11 protein-coding genes and 1 pseudogene are annotated in these 14,959 nt (G+C 70.2%); 5 read left to right on the forward strand and 7 right to left on the reverse strand.

All coding sequences use genetic code 11. The annotated features are described in order from the left end of the window. Positions 1 to 30: 30 nt before the first annotated feature. A pseudogene (locus AMK24_RS32590) lies at positions 31 to 1,311 on the forward strand (transposase). A gap of 253 nt (positions 1,312 to 1,564) precedes the next feature. Here the strand turns inward: AMK24_RS32590 and AMK24_RS08760 are convergent. Next, positions 1,565 to 2,074, reverse strand: a complete 510-nt coding sequence (locus AMK24_RS08760; protein ID WP_073766818.1) for a MarR family winged helix-turn-helix transcriptional regulator — start codon at positions 2,072 to 2,074, stop codon at positions 1,565 to 1,567. Positions 2,075 to 2,184: 110 nt separating this feature from the next. On the opposite strand from AMK24_RS08760, the gene AMK24_RS08765 reads away from it, so the two are divergent. The 3 genes from AMK24_RS08765 to AMK24_RS08775 all read left to right on the forward strand — a co-directional run bounded on the left by AMK24_RS08765 (position 2,185) and on the right by AMK24_RS08775 (position 6,293). Beyond that, positions 2,185 to 3,687: an MFS transporter gene (locus AMK24_RS08765; RefSeq protein ID WP_073766820.1), complete on the forward strand. Its 1,503-nt coding sequence runs from the start codon at positions 2,185 to 2,187 to the stop codon at positions 3,685 to 3,687. Positions 3,688 to 3,786: 99 nt separating this feature from the next. Next, the gene (locus tag AMK24_RS08770; protein ID WP_073766822.1) at positions 3,787 to 4,977 is read left to right on the forward strand and encodes an FAD-dependent monooxygenase; all 1,191 of its coding nucleotides are present in this window, start codon (positions 3,787 to 3,789) and stop codon (positions 4,975 to 4,977) included. 308 nt (positions 4,978 to 5,285) lie between these two features. After that, positions 5,286 to 6,293 (forward strand): recombinase family protein, encoded by a 1,008-nt coding sequence (locus AMK24_RS08775; RefSeq protein WP_043257923.1) that lies wholly within the window; start codon positions 5,286 to 5,288, stop codon positions 6,291 to 6,293. A 234-nt stretch (positions 6,294 to 6,527) separates the two neighbouring features. Here the strand turns inward: AMK24_RS08775 and vph are convergent, their stop codons facing one another. The 4 genes from vph to AMK24_RS08795 all read right to left on the reverse strand — a co-directional run bounded on the left by vph (position 6,528) and on the right by AMK24_RS08795 (position 10,160). After that, entirely contained in the window at positions 6,528 to 7,391 is an 864-nt protein-coding gene (vph, locus tag AMK24_RS08780) for a viomycin phosphotransferase (protein ID WP_073766824.1), read from the reverse strand. Between the two features lie 267 nt (positions 7,392 to 7,658). Beyond that, positions 7,659 to 8,150: a S1 RNA-binding domain-containing protein gene (locus AMK24_RS08785; RefSeq protein ID WP_242435082.1), complete on the reverse strand. Its 492-nt coding sequence runs from the start codon at positions 8,148 to 8,150 to the stop codon at positions 7,659 to 7,661. Positions 8,151 to 8,333: 183 nt separating this feature from the next. Beyond that, positions 8,334 to 8,981, reverse strand: a complete 648-nt coding sequence (locus tag AMK24_RS08790) for a (d)CMP kinase (RefSeq protein ID WP_242435083.1) — start codon at positions 8,979 to 8,981, stop codon at positions 8,334 to 8,336. A gap of 126 nt (positions 8,982 to 9,107) precedes the next feature. Then, entirely contained in the window at positions 9,108 to 10,160 is a 1,053-nt protein-coding gene (locus AMK24_RS08795; RefSeq protein WP_073766832.1) for a phosphotransferase, read from the reverse strand. 884 nt (positions 10,161 to 11,044) lie between these two features. Between AMK24_RS08795 and AMK24_RS08800 the strand changes: the two genes are divergently transcribed. Further along, positions 11,045 to 11,770 (forward strand): HAD family hydrolase, encoded by a 726-nt coding sequence (locus tag AMK24_RS08800; RefSeq protein ID WP_073766835.1) that lies wholly within the window; start codon positions 11,045 to 11,047, stop codon positions 11,768 to 11,770. A gap of 167 nt (positions 11,771 to 11,937) precedes the next feature. Here the strand turns inward: AMK24_RS08800 and AMK24_RS08805 are convergent, their stop codons facing one another. Further along, positions 11,938 to 13,242 (reverse strand): hypothetical protein, encoded by a 1,305-nt coding sequence (locus AMK24_RS08805; RefSeq protein WP_073766838.1) that lies wholly within the window; start codon positions 13,240 to 13,242, stop codon positions 11,938 to 11,940. Positions 13,243 to 13,478: 236 nt separating this feature from the next. Continuing rightward, entirely contained in the window at positions 13,479 to 14,870 is a 1,392-nt protein-coding gene (gene hydA / locus AMK24_RS08810; protein WP_073766840.1) for a dihydropyrimidinase, read from the reverse strand. Positions 14,871 to 14,959: the final 89 nt, after the last annotated feature.

A 14,959-nucleotide genomic window follows, 5' to 3' on the forward strand; every position in this document is an offset into this window, starting at 1 on the left:
ACCCCATGATCACCGGCTTAGCGTTAACCGCTGTACCGCTGTGCCCCAAGGCCGGAGGCCGAGTTTGCCACCGGGTTCACGTCCGAGTTCGCCTCTGTGGCTACGAGGGAGGCGGTCCCGAAGGCGGTGCTGCGGCGCCGGCTGCTGCTCGTGCTGTTCGCGCTGGGCACGAACATGGGCATCAAGCGGGTCGCGGTCACCGGCAAGCACGGCGAGAGCGAGGCCGTCCTGCGCCGGGTGCGGCACCTGTTCGTCAACCGCACCAACCTGCGCGCCGCCCTGGTCCGCCTGGTCAACGCCACCTTCGCCGCCCGCGATCAGGCGTGGTGGGGCGAGGGCACCGCCTGCGCGAGCGATTCGAAGAAGTTCGGGTCCTGGTCCTCGAACTTCATGACCGAGTGGCACCAGCGCTACCGCGGGCCCGGCGTGATGATCTACTGGCACGTCGAGCGGAAGTCGCTGTGCGTCTACTCCCAGCTCAAGTCCTGCTCGGCCTCCGAGGTCGCGGCGATGATCGAGGGCGTGCTGCGGCACTGCACGGACGTGGAGATCGACCGCCAGTACACCGACACCCACGGGGCCTCGATCGTCGGGTTCGCCTTCGCCCACATGCTCGGCTTCAACCTGCTCCCCAGGTTGAAGAACGTCGGCTCGGCGCGGTTGTACCGGCCGGCGGCTGGGGAGGACGACACCTGGCCGCATCTGGCGCCGGTGCTGTCGACCAAGACGATCGACTGGGACCTGATCGCCCAGCAGTACGACCAGATCGTGAAGTACACCACCGCCCTGCGGCTGGGCACCGCCGAGGCCGAGCAGGTCCTGCGGCGCTTCACCCGCGGAGGCCCCAAGCACCCCACCTACCGGGCGATCGAGGAACTCGGCCGGGCGGCACGTACGGCGTTCATCTGTGACTACCTCGCCGACGCCGACCTGCGCCGCGAGATCAACGACGGACTCCAGGTCGTGGAGAACTGGAACTCCGCCAACCACGACCTGTTCTACGGCAAGGACGGTGATCTGACCGGCTCCGACAAGGAGTCCCAGGAGGTCTCGATGCTCGCGCTGCACCTGCTCTAGTCCGCGCTGGTGCACGTCAACACCCTGCTCCTCCAGGACATCCTCGCCGAGGAGAAATGGCAGAAGAAGCTCACCGACGCCGACCGGCGGGCCCTGTCCCCGCTGTTTTGGACGCACGTGAACCCGTACGGCCGGTTCGAGCTGGACATGAATTCCCACCTGGACCTCGTCGCCGCCGTGGCGGCTTCGGTGCCCGGCCCGCGCAGCGGCGAGCCGGCCACGTCCCCGGCCTGACGAGCAGCCGGACGGCGCCGAAGCGGGTTCCTGGGCCGCTATCTGTTCAACATCACTGCCAGCGGTCCCGGCCAGGGCCTGCGTCCCTTCCGTGATCCGGACGCGCCCGAGGACGGTGACGAGGAGGAGTAGCCCCGGTCAGCCCCGTCGCGAAGGTGGCTGCTCCTCGGGTGCGTAGGGCGGGGCGCGGGCGAAGAGGGTGAGCTGGTGCGGCGAAGCCGGCTGGGAGCGAGCCGGTCAGGGAGTTCGTCCATCAGGGAGTGTGGAGGGAGCGCGGTGCCACTGCGTTCTGTTCCGTGAGGTGGCTGTCCATGGTGGCGTTCAGGTCGGCCATGAACGCTTCGACCTGTTCCAGGAACTGGGGCGGGTAGGGCGACATCGCGGCGTCGAGGCGGTGGGCGAGCGGGCCGAAGAACTCGTCCGCCCTTTCCTGGATGTGCTCGCCGCTGTGCAACGTGACGATGCGCCGGTCGGAGTGCTCGCGGGCGCGGGTGATGTGCCCGGCCGCTTCGAGGCGGTTCAGCAGCGCGGTGGTGGCGCCGGTGGACAGGGAGATCCGTTCGCTCAGCCGCGCCGGTGACAGGGGGGTGCCGCGTTCCTCGGCGGCGGCGATCTCCAGGACCGCGGTCGCGTCCGTGGAGTGCAGGCCCAGCCAGGCGGCGAAGCGCCGGCTGAGCTCGGAGTAGTGGCCGCCGTAGATCCTCAGCGACTCCATCAGCCGCTCACGCTGCTGAGCGACCCCGTCACGCACTGCTTCCTCCACGCCTCCGCCCTTCTCTCCTGTCACACGGTCCGCACGGTCATCCGCTTTGACAACCTACCGCCACCACTTTACCTTCATGGTGGAATTACTTCACCATGGAGGTATCTGGAATGCGTGACCCGTCCCCCACCCGCGAGGAGACGACCGAGCCCTACCGGTGGCGGTGGCTGATCCTGGCGGTGATGATCGTCGCGGAGATCATGGACCTCCTGGACGCCTCGATCGTCAACGTCGCCGGACCGGACCTGGAGAGATCTCTCGGCGCCGGCTCGGTCGGACTGCAGTGGGTGATCGGCGGCTACGCCCTCACCCTGGGCGCCGGTCTGGTGCTCGGCGGGCGGCTCGGTGACCGTTACGGCCGGCGCCGGATGTTCCTGATCGGACTCGCGGCCTTCACCGCGGCCTCGCTGTTGTGCGCGATCGCGCCGAACATCGAGTCGCTGATCGCCTTCCGCCTGCTGCAGGGCACCGCCGGAGCGATGCTGCTGCCCCAGGGCCTGGGTCTGCTGCGGGAGAACTTCTCCGGCCCCGAGCTCACCAAGGTCTTCGCGATCTTCGGCCCCGTCCTCGGTCTGGGCGGCATCATCGGCCCGGTCCTGGGCGGTTTCCTCATCGAGGGCGACTTCTTCGGCCTGGGCTGGCGCTCGGTCTTCCTGATCAACCTGCCCATCGGCATCGCGGCACTGATCGTCGCCGCGAAATTCGTGCCCAAGAAGGCTGGCGACCGCACGGTCCGGGTCGATATGACCGGCGCCGCCCTGGTCGTGGCGTCCTGCGCTCTGCTGGTGCTGCCGCTCAACCAGGGCCAGGAGAGCGGCTGGCCGCTGTGGACGTGGCTGTCCATGGCCGCCTCCGCGATCGGGTTCGCCCTCTTCGCCCTCCAGCAGCGCCGCACGGCCGCCGCGGGCCGCGAGCCGCTGGTGACCCCCGGCCTGCTGCGCAAGCCCGCCTTCACCGTCGGGCTCGGCGGCATCGCCCTGTTCTTCGGCGGACTCATCGGCACCCAGCTCGTCCTGACCCTGTTCCTCCAGATCGGCCAGCACTTCACCGCCGGTGACGCGGGCCTTGGCAACCTGCCCCTCGCGGTGGGAACCGCGATCGGCGGCGCCATCAGCGGCGCGTTCCTCGCCGACAGGATCGGCCGCAAGGTGCTCCAGATCGGACCGCTGGTCCAGCTGGCCGGCGCCGCCGTGCTGTGGTTCGAGCTCGACGGCCTCGACTCCGCCTCGTTCTCGATCTGGGACATCGTCCCGGGCACGACAGTGGCGGGCATCGGCGCCGGCATGGTGATCGCCGCCCTGTTCAGCTTCATCCTGGCCGCGGTTGACGACGACGAGATCGGATCCGCCTCCGGGGTCCTGTCGGCGGTCCAGGCGGTCGGCGGCTCCATCGGCGTCGCGGTCTTCGGCTCGGTGTTCTTCGCCCAGGCCAAGACCGGTGACTTCACCGGCGGCTTCCACCGCGCGCTGATCGTCCAGGCATGCCTGCTGGTGGTCTTCTTCGCGATCACCTTCCTGCTGCCCAAGAAGGGCCGCCCCGAAGACGAGCAGCACGGCATCACCCCCGAGACCACTGCCGACGACTCCGGCACCAAGCAGCACCTCGCCATCTGAGCCCCGGCCGGGGCCGTGCACGACAAGCGGCCCCGGCCGGGAGCGCACCGGGGCCGCCGCCCGAGGCGGGAGAAGCCGAGGAAAACGGAAGGGAGCGCCATGACGCACCGGAATGTGCTGATCGCGGGAGCCGGTATCGCCGGTCCGGCCCTGGCCCACTGGCTCGACCGGCACGGAATGCAGGCCACCCTCGTCGAGCGGGCCCCCGCCCCGCGGGAGGGCGGACAGACCGTGGACCTGCGCGGTGCCGGACGGGACGTCGCCCGCAGGATGGGCCTGGAACACACCCTCCGGGCCCACGCCACCCGCGAAGAAGGCATCCGCTTCGTCGACGCGGCGAACCGCACCAGAGCCGCCTTCACCAGCGGCGCCTTCGGCGGCCAGGGACCGATCGCCGACCTGGAGATCCTGCGCGCCGACCTCTCGCGCATCCTCTACGAGGCCACCCACCCACACACCGAGTACCTGTTCGGGGACGAGATCACACAGCTGTCCGACACAGGAAAGAAGGTCGACGTCACCTTCCGCAACGGGCCGGACCGTGCATTCGACCTCGTCATCGCCGCCGACGGAGCCCGCTCCCGCACCCGCGACCTGATCTTCGGCGACACCACCGACATCCGCCCCGTGGGCCTGACGACCGCGTACTTCACCATTCCCCGCGAGCCCTCGGACGGCACCTGGGCCCGCTGGCACAACGCCACCCATGGACGCACGGCGACCCTGCGCCCCGACAACCGGGGCACCACCCGCGCCTCCCTGTCCTACCTCTCCCCGCCCCGCGGAGACGAACGCCTGGCACCCGACGCACAGAAGCAACTCCTGCGCCGCCTGTTCACCGGCGCGAGCTGGGAGATCCCACGCATCCTCACCGCCATGGACACCGCCGACGACTTCTTCCTCGACTCCGTCATCCAGGTCCGCATGCCTTCCTGGTCCCGGGGGCGGATCGCTGTCGTCGGCGACGCCGCGTACTGCGCCTCGCCCCTCAGCGGCATGGGCACCAGCCTCGCCCTCACAGGCGCCTACGTCCTGGCCGGCGAACTCGCCCACCACGCGCATCACGGCAACGCGTTCGCCCGCTACGAGCACATCCTCCGCCCCTACATCACCCGCGCCCAGCACCTGCCGCCCGGCGTTCCTCGCATCGCCTCACCCCGCACCCGGGCCGGCATCCGGGGCCTCAGCACCGTCCTATACGCCGCCTCCCGGCCCCGCATCGCCAAAGCGCTCAACCGCTTCCTCGTACCGCCAGCCGACACCTTCACACTGCCCCCGTACGGCCTCTGACAGGTCACGATCGCTAACAGCACTCTCCTGGGCATCCCGACAGGGCTGGAATACCTATCCGCAGTCCGGCTTCAGACCCACGCACGCGGTCCACCCGCGGCACTCAGGTCGTCGCATCCGTACCGCAGTGCCGGTGTCCAAGTCTGCAACCACGTTATCCGGTTCTCATAAACGACCCTTTGCGCGAGCAAGGTCAATCGCGGGCCGCCGGACCCCCGTCGGCCCTGGATTCGTTCGCAGAACCCGTTCTCACTCAAAAGTGGGGCGGAGCCCCTTCTGAGACTTGCATTGTGCGAGAATCCGGGCCCATGACGGACCCTCAGCAGCCCTCGCAGACCGACCGGTCGGATGCCGACGACGTCGAACAGCACGCCTGTCCGAAGTGTGACACGCAGCCCGGCTCGCCGTGCCGCTCGCGCGGCGGCGCGGTTGCCTCCGCCTACCACACCCGCCGCTTCACGATGGTGCCCCGGCTGAAGAAGGCGCTGCGCGTGCCGACCCCGGCCGACCGCGGCCCGGGCCGGCCGTGGCGGCCGGGCACCCCGCCGCCGACGCCGATCGATCCGGACCTGCCGAGCGCGGACATCCGCATCGGGTACGCACGGTGCTCGACGCTCGGGCAGGAACTCGACTCCCAGCTCGACGCGCTCGCGGGACACGGCGTCCCGAGGGACAAGATCTTCAGCGAGAAGATCAGTACCCGGGTGCGGGTCCGCCCGAAGTTCGAGGAGGCGCTGAGGACCGCGCGGGAGGTCAAGGCGCACGCCCCGCACTGCCGGGTCATCTTCACCGTGTACGAGATGAAGCGCCTCGGCCGCGACGCCGCCGAGCTCACCGCGCTCGCCGACCACCTCACCGCCCACGGCCTGGTCCTGGAGATGCTCGCCGGGCCCTTGCCCGGCATCTACGACCCGACCGGGCCGGGGAAGCTGCTGTTCGCGTTCTTCGCCGCGATGGCGGAGACCGAGCGGGAGAACATCCGGGAGTCCACGCTGGAGGGGCTCGACACGGCGGCCCGCAAGGGCAAACACGGCGGTCGACCCCCGGTCATCACCGACGACATGCTCCACACTGTCCTGCGGCGCCGCGCGGGCGGCGAGTCCGTCGAGCAGATCCAGCCTGACCTGATCATCCCCACCGGCAAGCGCAAGGGCCACAACCCCTCAGTGGCCAGCGTCTACCGGGCCCTCGCCGAGCACGCCAAACGCGAGGCATACCCCGAAGCCGTCGCCCAGGCGCACGCCGACTTCGCTGCCCTTCGGGCCGACGACGTCCCCGGGCCCCGCCTCGCACCCTCTGACCGAGCGTCACTCTGATCACAGAGAGCTACTTGTCACTTCGCGGCAGCTTCGGGAGGACAGGGCCTCTACGGCTCATGCTCGGAGCGGCCGTCGCCGAGCCGGTGAACGGAAACTTCAAGAACCTCACGTACCTGTCGCATGCCGATGGCGTCGCCTGGCACGGGGGCCGGTCGTACTGCTGTGGCCGCACGGGTTCACCGGGTCGTTGTTGCTGTGAGGTGCTCGATGCCGTGGATGTGCCGGTGTGCCTCAGCGGTAGTCGGCCAGGCCGTCCGCGAGTTCTTCTTCGTCGCCGTCGCGGAGTCCGTAGAGGGCTTGCTGCAGGGCGAACGTGCCGCGGATCGCGGCGATGCGGGCGAGGAGCCCCTGGTCTGACCAGTTGCCCAGGGCGAGTACCCGCTCCAGGAGCTCAGGGCCATAGCCGGCGCTGATGGCTGCGAGATCCTCGGCCGGGTCGCTGAGTGTGACGTCGTCCCAGTCGAGTACTCCGGAGAGGTGCGGCAGGCCGTGCGTCCACTCCCAGAGGACGTTCTCGGCGCCGAGGTCGCCATGGACCACTGCTCGGGTGAGGTGGGGAAGGCTGTCGAGTGCTGCGAGTTCCCGCTCGGCCCGTAAGCGTCCGCTGTCGGGCATGAGCGGGAACAGCTCCGCGCGCACGTCCTCCGTGAACCGCCGCCACTGGCCTTCCGCTGCCCGGGGCAGCGCTGCTTGTACCGTCTCTTCTACGCCGGCACGGGCCAGAGCGGACAGCAGCGTGGCGTACTGCGCCGCCACGGTGTCGACCACTTCGGCATCGTTGAGGGCGTCGGTCTCCAGCGGTTCCCCGGGAATGCGGCTGAGTACCAGGAACGGCGCCTCGTCGGTGCCGTGGGCGCCGCCCTGGAGCAGCGGATCAGGTGTGCGGAAGCCGAGGTCGAGGCCGGCGAGTGCGTGCAGTGCGGCCACCCGCCGGGGCAGCCGGGCGGCCGCCGCCCGGGTGCGGGGCAGGCAGACGACGCGGTCTGAGCCCATGACCACGAGGTGGAATTGCCCCTGACGTACTGCAAGGTCGTCCGGTTCGTCGTCGGGCAGCAGACGGCTCAGCAAGGCGCGGTGAGTCGTACGGATGTTCACGAGTGCCCTCTGGATCCTTCGGTGGGTCGGAGGCGATGTACACGAAGTGCCCGGGCGGGTTCCACGACGCGGGAGCGGCACTGAGCGTCTTCAGCGGTGCCGCCCCCGCGTCGGACGCCGCGCGCCGATCCACCGGGGATCGCGGGACAGCCCTTGGCCTCACGGAAACCTTGCCGGGCCGCGTTCGCCCCTACACCGACAGCCGTGCGGGTCCGGTGGGCCGCACGGGCGGGTTGCGGGGTGCCGACAGACCGCCAGAACGAGGATTCATGTACGAGTCCCCAGCGACAGCTCGATCTGGCGGTCATAAAGATTGATCCTGGCAACCTCGACACAGATCTCATCACCAACTCTATATTTATCGGCAACGCCGATCATTGCGGACTCAGGGAGCAGCCCGCTCACGCCACCCGGCAATGAAACGTGAAGGCCGCCGGCCACCACCATCGCGACACTCCCCATGACGGGGACCCCGAATTTCTCACGCGAAAATTTCTTGATCGGATCTTCCTCCAGCCCCTTTATGGAGAGGAGAACGTGCTCCCGCGCAGGGGCATGGCCGATGACCAGGGAGTTCACCTCCCGCCCTTCGTACATCACTTCGGCGATCTCCGGATACCCCCTCCACGCGATCTCGGAGGGGTTGACGAATCCCACACAGCCCCCCAGATCTACGAAAACGCCGAAGTCGAAGACGTCAGAGACCACCCCTTTGCAGACATCACCCTTTTTGAATCTCTGCCCTGCCGGCCAAACCATCGCGCACCCCTCGCCATCCCAGTCCCGTCTTGCCCTCAAACGGAAATTCCATCCCCAACATGGGGAAGTCCCCTGATATTTCCGGGCACCCAGGAGTCGGACACCCGCGGGACCGCCCCTTACCGATCGTTTCCGCACGGGCCGGTGGGGCGCTCGGCCTCGGGACGCACCGCAAGCGAGCCGCTATGAAGGGTCACCGGCGGTGTGCGGCCGTCCCGGCGCGGTCTGCGCGTCGACTGCCGCGAGCACGGTGTCAGCCAGTTCTTCGGCCGACCGTCCGTCCCCCGCGTCGATGCGAGTCAGGCCCAGCCTGTCGACGGCCTCGATCATCAGGGCCTGATAGCGCTCCGTCCGGGCCAGGAACCTGTCCATCAGGGCCCGCTCCTCGCCTGTGGCCGCTTCGTAGCAGCCCGCGGCACGAACGCGGGCGCGTACTACGGAGTCGTCGGCGGTGAGCCATACGGCGGCCGTGTGCGGGACTTGCAGTCTCGCCACACGCACAGGCCAGAGCGCCGACCCCTCCAGGACCAGGCCCGTGCTGCCGCGGTCTTCGGCCGCACGGGCCGTGATCAGCTTTTCGATCCGGGGCCAGAGCCGATCGTAGTGGTCGAAGACAGACGTGATCAGTTCGTTCACGTCGAGTGATCCGTAGTGCTCGGCCACATGTGCCGGCACCTCCCGCTCCGGGGTTCTCCAGGGCCGCCCAGGATGCCGGGCCAGCATGTCGGTACTCAGGCACTCGAACCCGAGTTCGTCCGCAACCTCTTGGGCGATGGTCGACTTCCCGGCGTTCGACGCCCCGCCGATCAGAACCACTCGTACATCACGCACACGGACGACCCTACTGACCCTTCCGGGGCGATGCCCGCAGTCGGCGGAGACAGGTGACGCCGGAACAGCCCCCCACCCGCACGGGAACGTCACGCCGGGCGAAGGGCTCGCGAACCGGTGGGAGTGTCAGGGGCGTGTGCTGTGCGGGGGCAGTGCGCGCAGTGCGGGCCATCGTTCCAACAGCCGTACGGCCAGAGCCGCGCTGAGGTGGCCGAGCGCGTGCAAACGGTCGTGGTCGCGGGTCAGGTCGGCAACAACGCCCACGCGGTGGAGGAGGCGTTCCCGGGCCGAAACGCGGCCCCAGTCGAAGTCCTCCGCAGGCACTCGGGCGAGGTGGTCGACGGACTCGCGGCGGGCGCGTTCGACGAGTGCGTCGCCACGGATCAGCCAGCCGGCGCACGCGTCCGCAAGATCGCCCGGAACGTCCCTTCCGGTGAGGCCGCGCCAGGTGGCACGGTAGACGGCTTCGGCTTCCGCGAGCGGCGTGGCCGTGACCGACATCGCGCACCAGCAGGTCGGGAAACCCATACGGAAGTAGGCCAGTTCGACCAGGCCGTTGCCCAGCGATGCCTGCTCGAAGTCGACGAAGCGGACGCCGGAGGCGGTGCGCAGGTCGTTGCCGGGACAGGGGTCTCCGTGCAGCAGTGCGTGGTGGGGCGCCGGGTCGAGCCGGTCGAGCAGGGCGGCAAGTTCGTCCGGTGTTCCGGGCGGGACGGGGACGTCGAGGGCGTGGGCGAGTGCGAGGAAGGACTCGGCGTCGGCGGCCGTCGGTCCGGACCAGCCGGGGAGCGTTCCCGCGTCGGCCGGCCCGGTGAGCGCGTGCAGCCGGGCGAGGGACTCGGCGTAGCCGGGCATCCAGTCGTCGGTCGCGCCGAGGTCGTCCAGGTGTTCCAGAACCATCACGCGTGACGCCGGGTCCGTTCCCAGCAGTGCGGGCGCGACGGGCGGCCGGGTCGCCCGGGCGGCGAGCCGCAACGCGGCGACCTCCCGCGCATAGCGCGCGTCCCCGTCGGGCCCGGTTCCACCTCCGTCAGCGATCTGTTTGACGATCACCCGGCTGCCGCCGCGCAGTTCGACCCGCCACACCCGTGAGCGCGGGCTGCTGTCCAGGAGCGTGGCCTCCGTGGGGGAACCCAACGCGGAACGCAGTTCGTCGTTGATCGGCGCTCGGGTCGACATGACGGTCAGCGTAGGGGATTCCGGACCCCGCCCGCCCAGTCGTTCGGGGAACAGAAGGCCAGTCCAGCCGCCCCGCCGACAGGTACTCGGCTACGTGCTCCCGCGCCGCGTCGGCGGCCTCGCCGCGGCGACGACGGCGTACGCGCCGGGGGGGGCGTGTTGAAACCAGGGGGCGGCCCTTGCTCCCACCGGTACACACGCCCGGCCTCTGCTTCGGCCTCCCGGGAGCGGACCCGGCCGCCGCGGCCCCCACCTCGACCTCACCGGCGCCACCCGATCAGCAGCCCCTTGAAAACCCCACTGTTCCGAATATCTGACCAAAATCCTCGGAACGGCGCCTGGCCGAATTTCCGATGGGATATTTTTCAGCGCCCCCGGACTCCGGAAGCATCGTTTTCTGGATAAAATGCGCCCGCGTGCGCTGGTGGTGAAAAAGGAAGCCTTCTCTCTTCCCTTACTTACTTTCGAGCATGCATGCCTGCGAGTGGATTTCCCTGGGGATGCCAAGCGGTTCCGGCCACCTGGCTTGATCGGCGGTGGACGCGCCGGGAACGCCGAACCGTGGAACTTTCGGAGCAACAGGAGGCGTCAAACGGATGGTTGACGCGACGTCAGAGCAGCGGAGGGCCCCGCTCCCGCTCCTCCCGTAGAGGGTTTCCCGGACGCGTGTCGAGGGGCCAAAACGGTGATTGCACTCTTCCCGGGCGGATGAATACCGTCATGCAACGCCACTTTTGTGCACCGGTATCCGCATTCCCATACCGGGGTCCGCATCCGAATGCAGGCTGCCATGGGCAGTGCGACGGGCAGTTTCCGAGTGGCGCCCCCACGGCCCGCGGTCCCGCGTTATGCCGGGCCGCATTTCCTTCAGGAGTGGTCCGCTGATGACCATCACCGAACAACCTTTCCTCGGCTGGTCCCCCGAAGCCGTCGTCTTCGACTGCGACGGCACGCTCATGGACACCGAACAGCACTGGCAGGACGCCAGGGTCCGGGCATTGCGGGATTTCGGCCTCCGGCCGACCCCGGGATTCGCCGAACGCGCCAAAGGCGTCCACTACCTCGCCTGCGGCCGGATGATGGCCGACGAGGCCGACAAGCCGGACCTCGCGCCGGAGCTCACCCGGTCCCTGCTCTCCCATTTCCTGGACCGCGTCGCCGACGACCCGGTGACCATGCCCGGGGCGGCCGAGTTCGTCCGGCGCCTGTCCGGCCGGTTTCCCCTGGCGGTGGCGAGCAACTGTCCTCTGACCGTGGTGGAGCAGTGCCTGGAACAGGCCGGACTGCTGGCGTACTTCCGCCACATCGTCGTCCCCGACGTTCCCGAGGCCCACGATGCGACGCCGCGGAGCGGGGCTCCGGCGGACGTCGTGAGGCCCAAGCCGTGGCCGGACGTCTACATCACCGCGGCGCTGCTCTGTGGCGCCCGGTGTGAACGGACGCTGGCGGTGGAGGACTCGCTGACGGGGATCGAGTCCGCCCGCCGGGCCGGCCTGCGCGTGGTCGGGGTGGGCCCCCGTCCCGCTGACGGCGGCGGCCCGGTCGACCTGTGGGTGCCCACACTGCGCGCCCCCCGACTGCTGGAGGTGCACTGGATGCCCGCCCCCTAGGGCGTGTTGCGAAAGTCCCGCCTGCAGCCCGAACGGGCGGGCCGGGCCGCCTCCAGGCATGCTCCTGCCGCCCTGTGCCCCTCTCCGGGCACAGGGCGGCAGGAGCCGGCGCCGACTGTCGGGGCCGCCCTCTGTGCCGTGTCGCGGCACAGAGGGCGGGGCGCCGGTCACGATCCCCTGTCGCTCCGCGGCAGGGTGGTCGCTCGCGCGGTGGCGTCGTCCGGCCTCCGGCCCCGGGCCAGGGCGAGCGTGGCGGCCAGGGCCAGCAGGCAGACCAGTGTGGCCAGTGCTGCCGCGAGGGTCGCGAGGACCCCTCCGCCGTGCAGCGCGGTGGCCAGGGTGGTGGCGGAGGTCTTGGGAATGATCACGTGCGCTGCTGCCAGCAGGCCCGTGAAGAGGACCCCGAGCACCATGGCGGGCACGGCGTTGCGCAGCAGCATGCCCAGAGCCAGGAGGAGGCACAGACCCGCCGCGCCCGCGGAGAGCGCGAGGCCGGCCGTGGAGAGTTCGGCGGGGTGGAGCGGGAAGTGCGCGGCGCCGCAGAGCACCAGGACGGCGGCGGACGCCAGACGGAGCCAGGGGAGGGTCGACAGGTCGGAGCGTGTGTCCGGGACGTCCTGGGGCGCGGAGGACCTGCGCTCGCGGGCCGGGCGGGAGGGGCGCGCGGGGCCGGAGCCGGAGCCGGACGGCGCTGCCGGCCGGTTCGCGGTGCGCTCCGGCGCGGCAGGGGCGGCGGAGCCGGGCGCGGTGCTCTGGAGCTCGGAAAGCGCGTCGGCGACGTCGGCCGGGGGCGGGGGCTGCTGCTCCCGCGGCGGGGCTGTGGTGCGGTCGGACTGCAGCTTGCCGATGAGTTCCGCCAGTTCCTCGACCGTGAGTTCGGTGGCGGCGGCGTGCACCGCCTCCTCCCCGGCGTGCTGGTCGTGCGGCGGACGGTGGAGCAGGGCCATGAGGTGGCTGATGTCGCTGATCGGACGGAGTGCGGCCGCGGCGTGGATGGCCTGGTCGGCGCGGTCGACCTCCCGGGGGGCTTCGGAGAGGCGTGCCACCAGTTCGGCGACGTCGTCCACGGGGCGCTCGACGGCGGCGGTGCGTACGGTCTCGCCGGCGGCCTCGTCGCCTTCGGGGGCCTGCTCCAGCAGCCGTATCAGGGCGAGGACCTCGTCCAGGGACCTGATGGTGGCGGCGGTGTGCACGAGTCCCTCGACGGGGTCGGCGCAGACGGAGCAGTCCGGCCGGTCGCAGGGGTCGTGCTCCGGCTCCGCGGGGACGACGTCCTCGGCTTCCGCCTCGTCCTCGGCCGGGGCCAGGTCGGCGGGTCCGGACTGCGCTTCCGCGTCAGCGCGGGCCTGGAGGCGGGCGTCGAGAGTTTCGACGGAGTCGGCAGCGGGATGGACCGGCTGTATCGCCTCCAGGTCGTCGTCTTCTCCGGGCGGGGGGATCGGAGAGGGAGTGGCTTCGCGAGGAGTCGTCATGATGACCTTCCGGTTCGCGTCTCCTCCCACCGGCGGCGGCGAGAGGCGGGCATATGCACCCGGAACCTTCCTAAGGCGTCCGCCCGGGGACGGCCATCGGGCGGGGTCCACCCGAGTGGCGAGAGCCCGGGGCGGGCCCGCGCGCCCCGCGTCCGGGCGGAGGGGAGAGCGGGACGCGTCCGAGGTCCGCGCGGAGGCTCCGAACGCCGCGGCCGTACGACGGGGCGCCCGGCCGCTCAGGCCAGGTACTGGCAGAGACCGCGGGGCAGGAACACCCCCCGCCCCGCCCTGCCCACGTACTTCCGCCGGTCGATGACCACTTCGCCCCGGGAGAGGACGGTCTCGACCCGCCCGGTCACCGTCTTCCCCTCGTACGCCGAGTAGTCGACGTCCATGTGGTGGGTCTCGGCCGACAGCACCTGCGTGGCATGCGGGTCGTAGACGACGACGTCCGCGTCCGAGCCGGGCGCGATGGTGCCCTTCCGCGGGTAGAGGCCGAACATCCGGGCCGGGGACGCACAGGCGATCTCGATCCAGCGGCGCCGGGAGATGTGCCCGTCCACCACCGCCTGATGGAGGAGGTCCATGCGGTTCTCCACCCCCGGCAGCCCGTTGGGGATCTTCGAGAAGTCGCCCCGGCCCAGCTCCTTCTGGCCGGTGAAGCAGAAGGGGCAGTGGTCGGTGGAGACCACCTGGAGATCGTCGGTCCGCAGGCCCCGCCACAGCGCCGCCTGGTGCTCCTTCGGCCGCAGCGGGGTCGAGCAGACGTACTTGGCGCCCTCGAAGTCCGGCTCGGCGAGGTTGTCGGTGGACAGGAAGAGGTACTGGGGGCAGGTCTCGCCGAAGACCGGCAGTCCCCGGTCGCGGGCCGCCGCCAGCTCCGCCACCGCCTCCTCGGCCGACACGTGCACGACGTACAGCGGGGAGCCGGCGACCCGGGCCAGCTGGATCGCCCGGTGCGTCGCCTCCGCCTCCAGGAGGGCCTTGCGGACCTCGCCGTGGTACCGGGGATCGGTCTCGCCCCGGGCGAGCGCCTGTTCGACGAGGACGTCGATCGCGATGCCGTTCTCCGCGTGCATCATGATCAGCCCGCCGGTCTCCCCGGCCACCTGCATCGCCCGCAGGATCTGGCCGTCGTCCGAATAGAAGACGCCCGGGTACGCCATGAACAGCTTGAACGAGGAGACCCCCGTCTCGACCAGTTTCGGCATCTCCCGCAGCGTCGACTCGTTCACGTCCGACATGATCATGTGGAACGCGTAATCGATGGCGCAGTTCCCCTCCGCCTTCTCCATCCAGGCGTCCAGGCCGGACCGGAGCGCCTGCCCCTTCGCCTGTACCGCGAAGTCGACGATCGTCGTCGTCCCGCCCCACGCGGCCGCCCGCGTCCCCGTCTCGAACGTGTCCGACGCGAACGTGCCGCCGAAGGGCAGCTCCATGTGCGTGTGGGCGTCGACACCGCCCGGGATCACGTACTTCTGCGACGCGTCGATCACCCGGTCCGCCGTCCACTCCTGCGTCCCCGGGGCCGCCAACGCCACCACCCGGCCGTGCTCGATCAGCACATCCGCGTGCACCTCGTCCGCGGCCGTGATCACCAGGCCGCCGGTCAACAGAGTCCGAGTCATTTCCCAGCATTCCCTTCGCGCCGACCACGGACCGGGCCACCGGGGATGACGGTGGGGCTCATGGCGGCTTCCTCGACTGCGGGGCCGTC

It is taken from the genome of Streptomyces sp. CB02366, from assembly GCF_001905905.1.
In the GTDB taxonomy this organism is placed as follows: domain Bacteria; phylum Actinomycetota; class Actinomycetes; order Streptomycetales; family Streptomycetaceae; genus Streptomyces.

Bases quoted from the DNA above. Each gene is read 5' to 3' on its own strand.
- AMK24_RS08795 (WP_073766832.1), bottom strand. From the start codon at position 10,160: ATGTCGACCCGAGCGCCGATCAACGACGAACTGCGTTCCGCGTTGGGT.
- AMK24_RS08770 (WP_073766822.1), top strand. From the start codon at position 3,787: ATGACGCACCGGAATGTGCTGATCGCGGGAGCCGGTATCGCCGGTCCG.
- AMK24_RS08775 (WP_043257923.1), top strand. From the start codon at position 5,286: ATGACGGACCCTCAGCAGCCCTCGCAGACCGACCGGTCGGATGCCGAC.
- AMK24_RS08800 (WP_073766835.1), top strand. From the start codon at position 11,045: ATGACCATCACCGAACAACCTTTCCTCGGCTGGTCCCCCGAAGCCGTC.
- hydA (WP_073766840.1), bottom strand. From the start codon at position 14,870: ATGACTCGGACTCTGTTGACCGGCGGCCTGGTGATCACGGCCGCGGAC.
- AMK24_RS08765 (WP_073766820.1), top strand. From the start codon at position 2,185: ATGCGTGACCCGTCCCCCACCCGCGAGGAGACGACCGAGCCCTACCGG.
- AMK24_RS08785 (WP_242435082.1), bottom strand. From the start codon at position 8,150: ATGGTTTGGCCGGCAGGGCAGAGATTCAAAAAGGGTGATGTCTGCAAA.
- AMK24_RS08805 (WP_073766838.1), bottom strand. From the start codon at position 13,242: ATGACGACTCCTCGCGAAGCCACTCCCTCTCCGATCCCCCCGCCCGGA.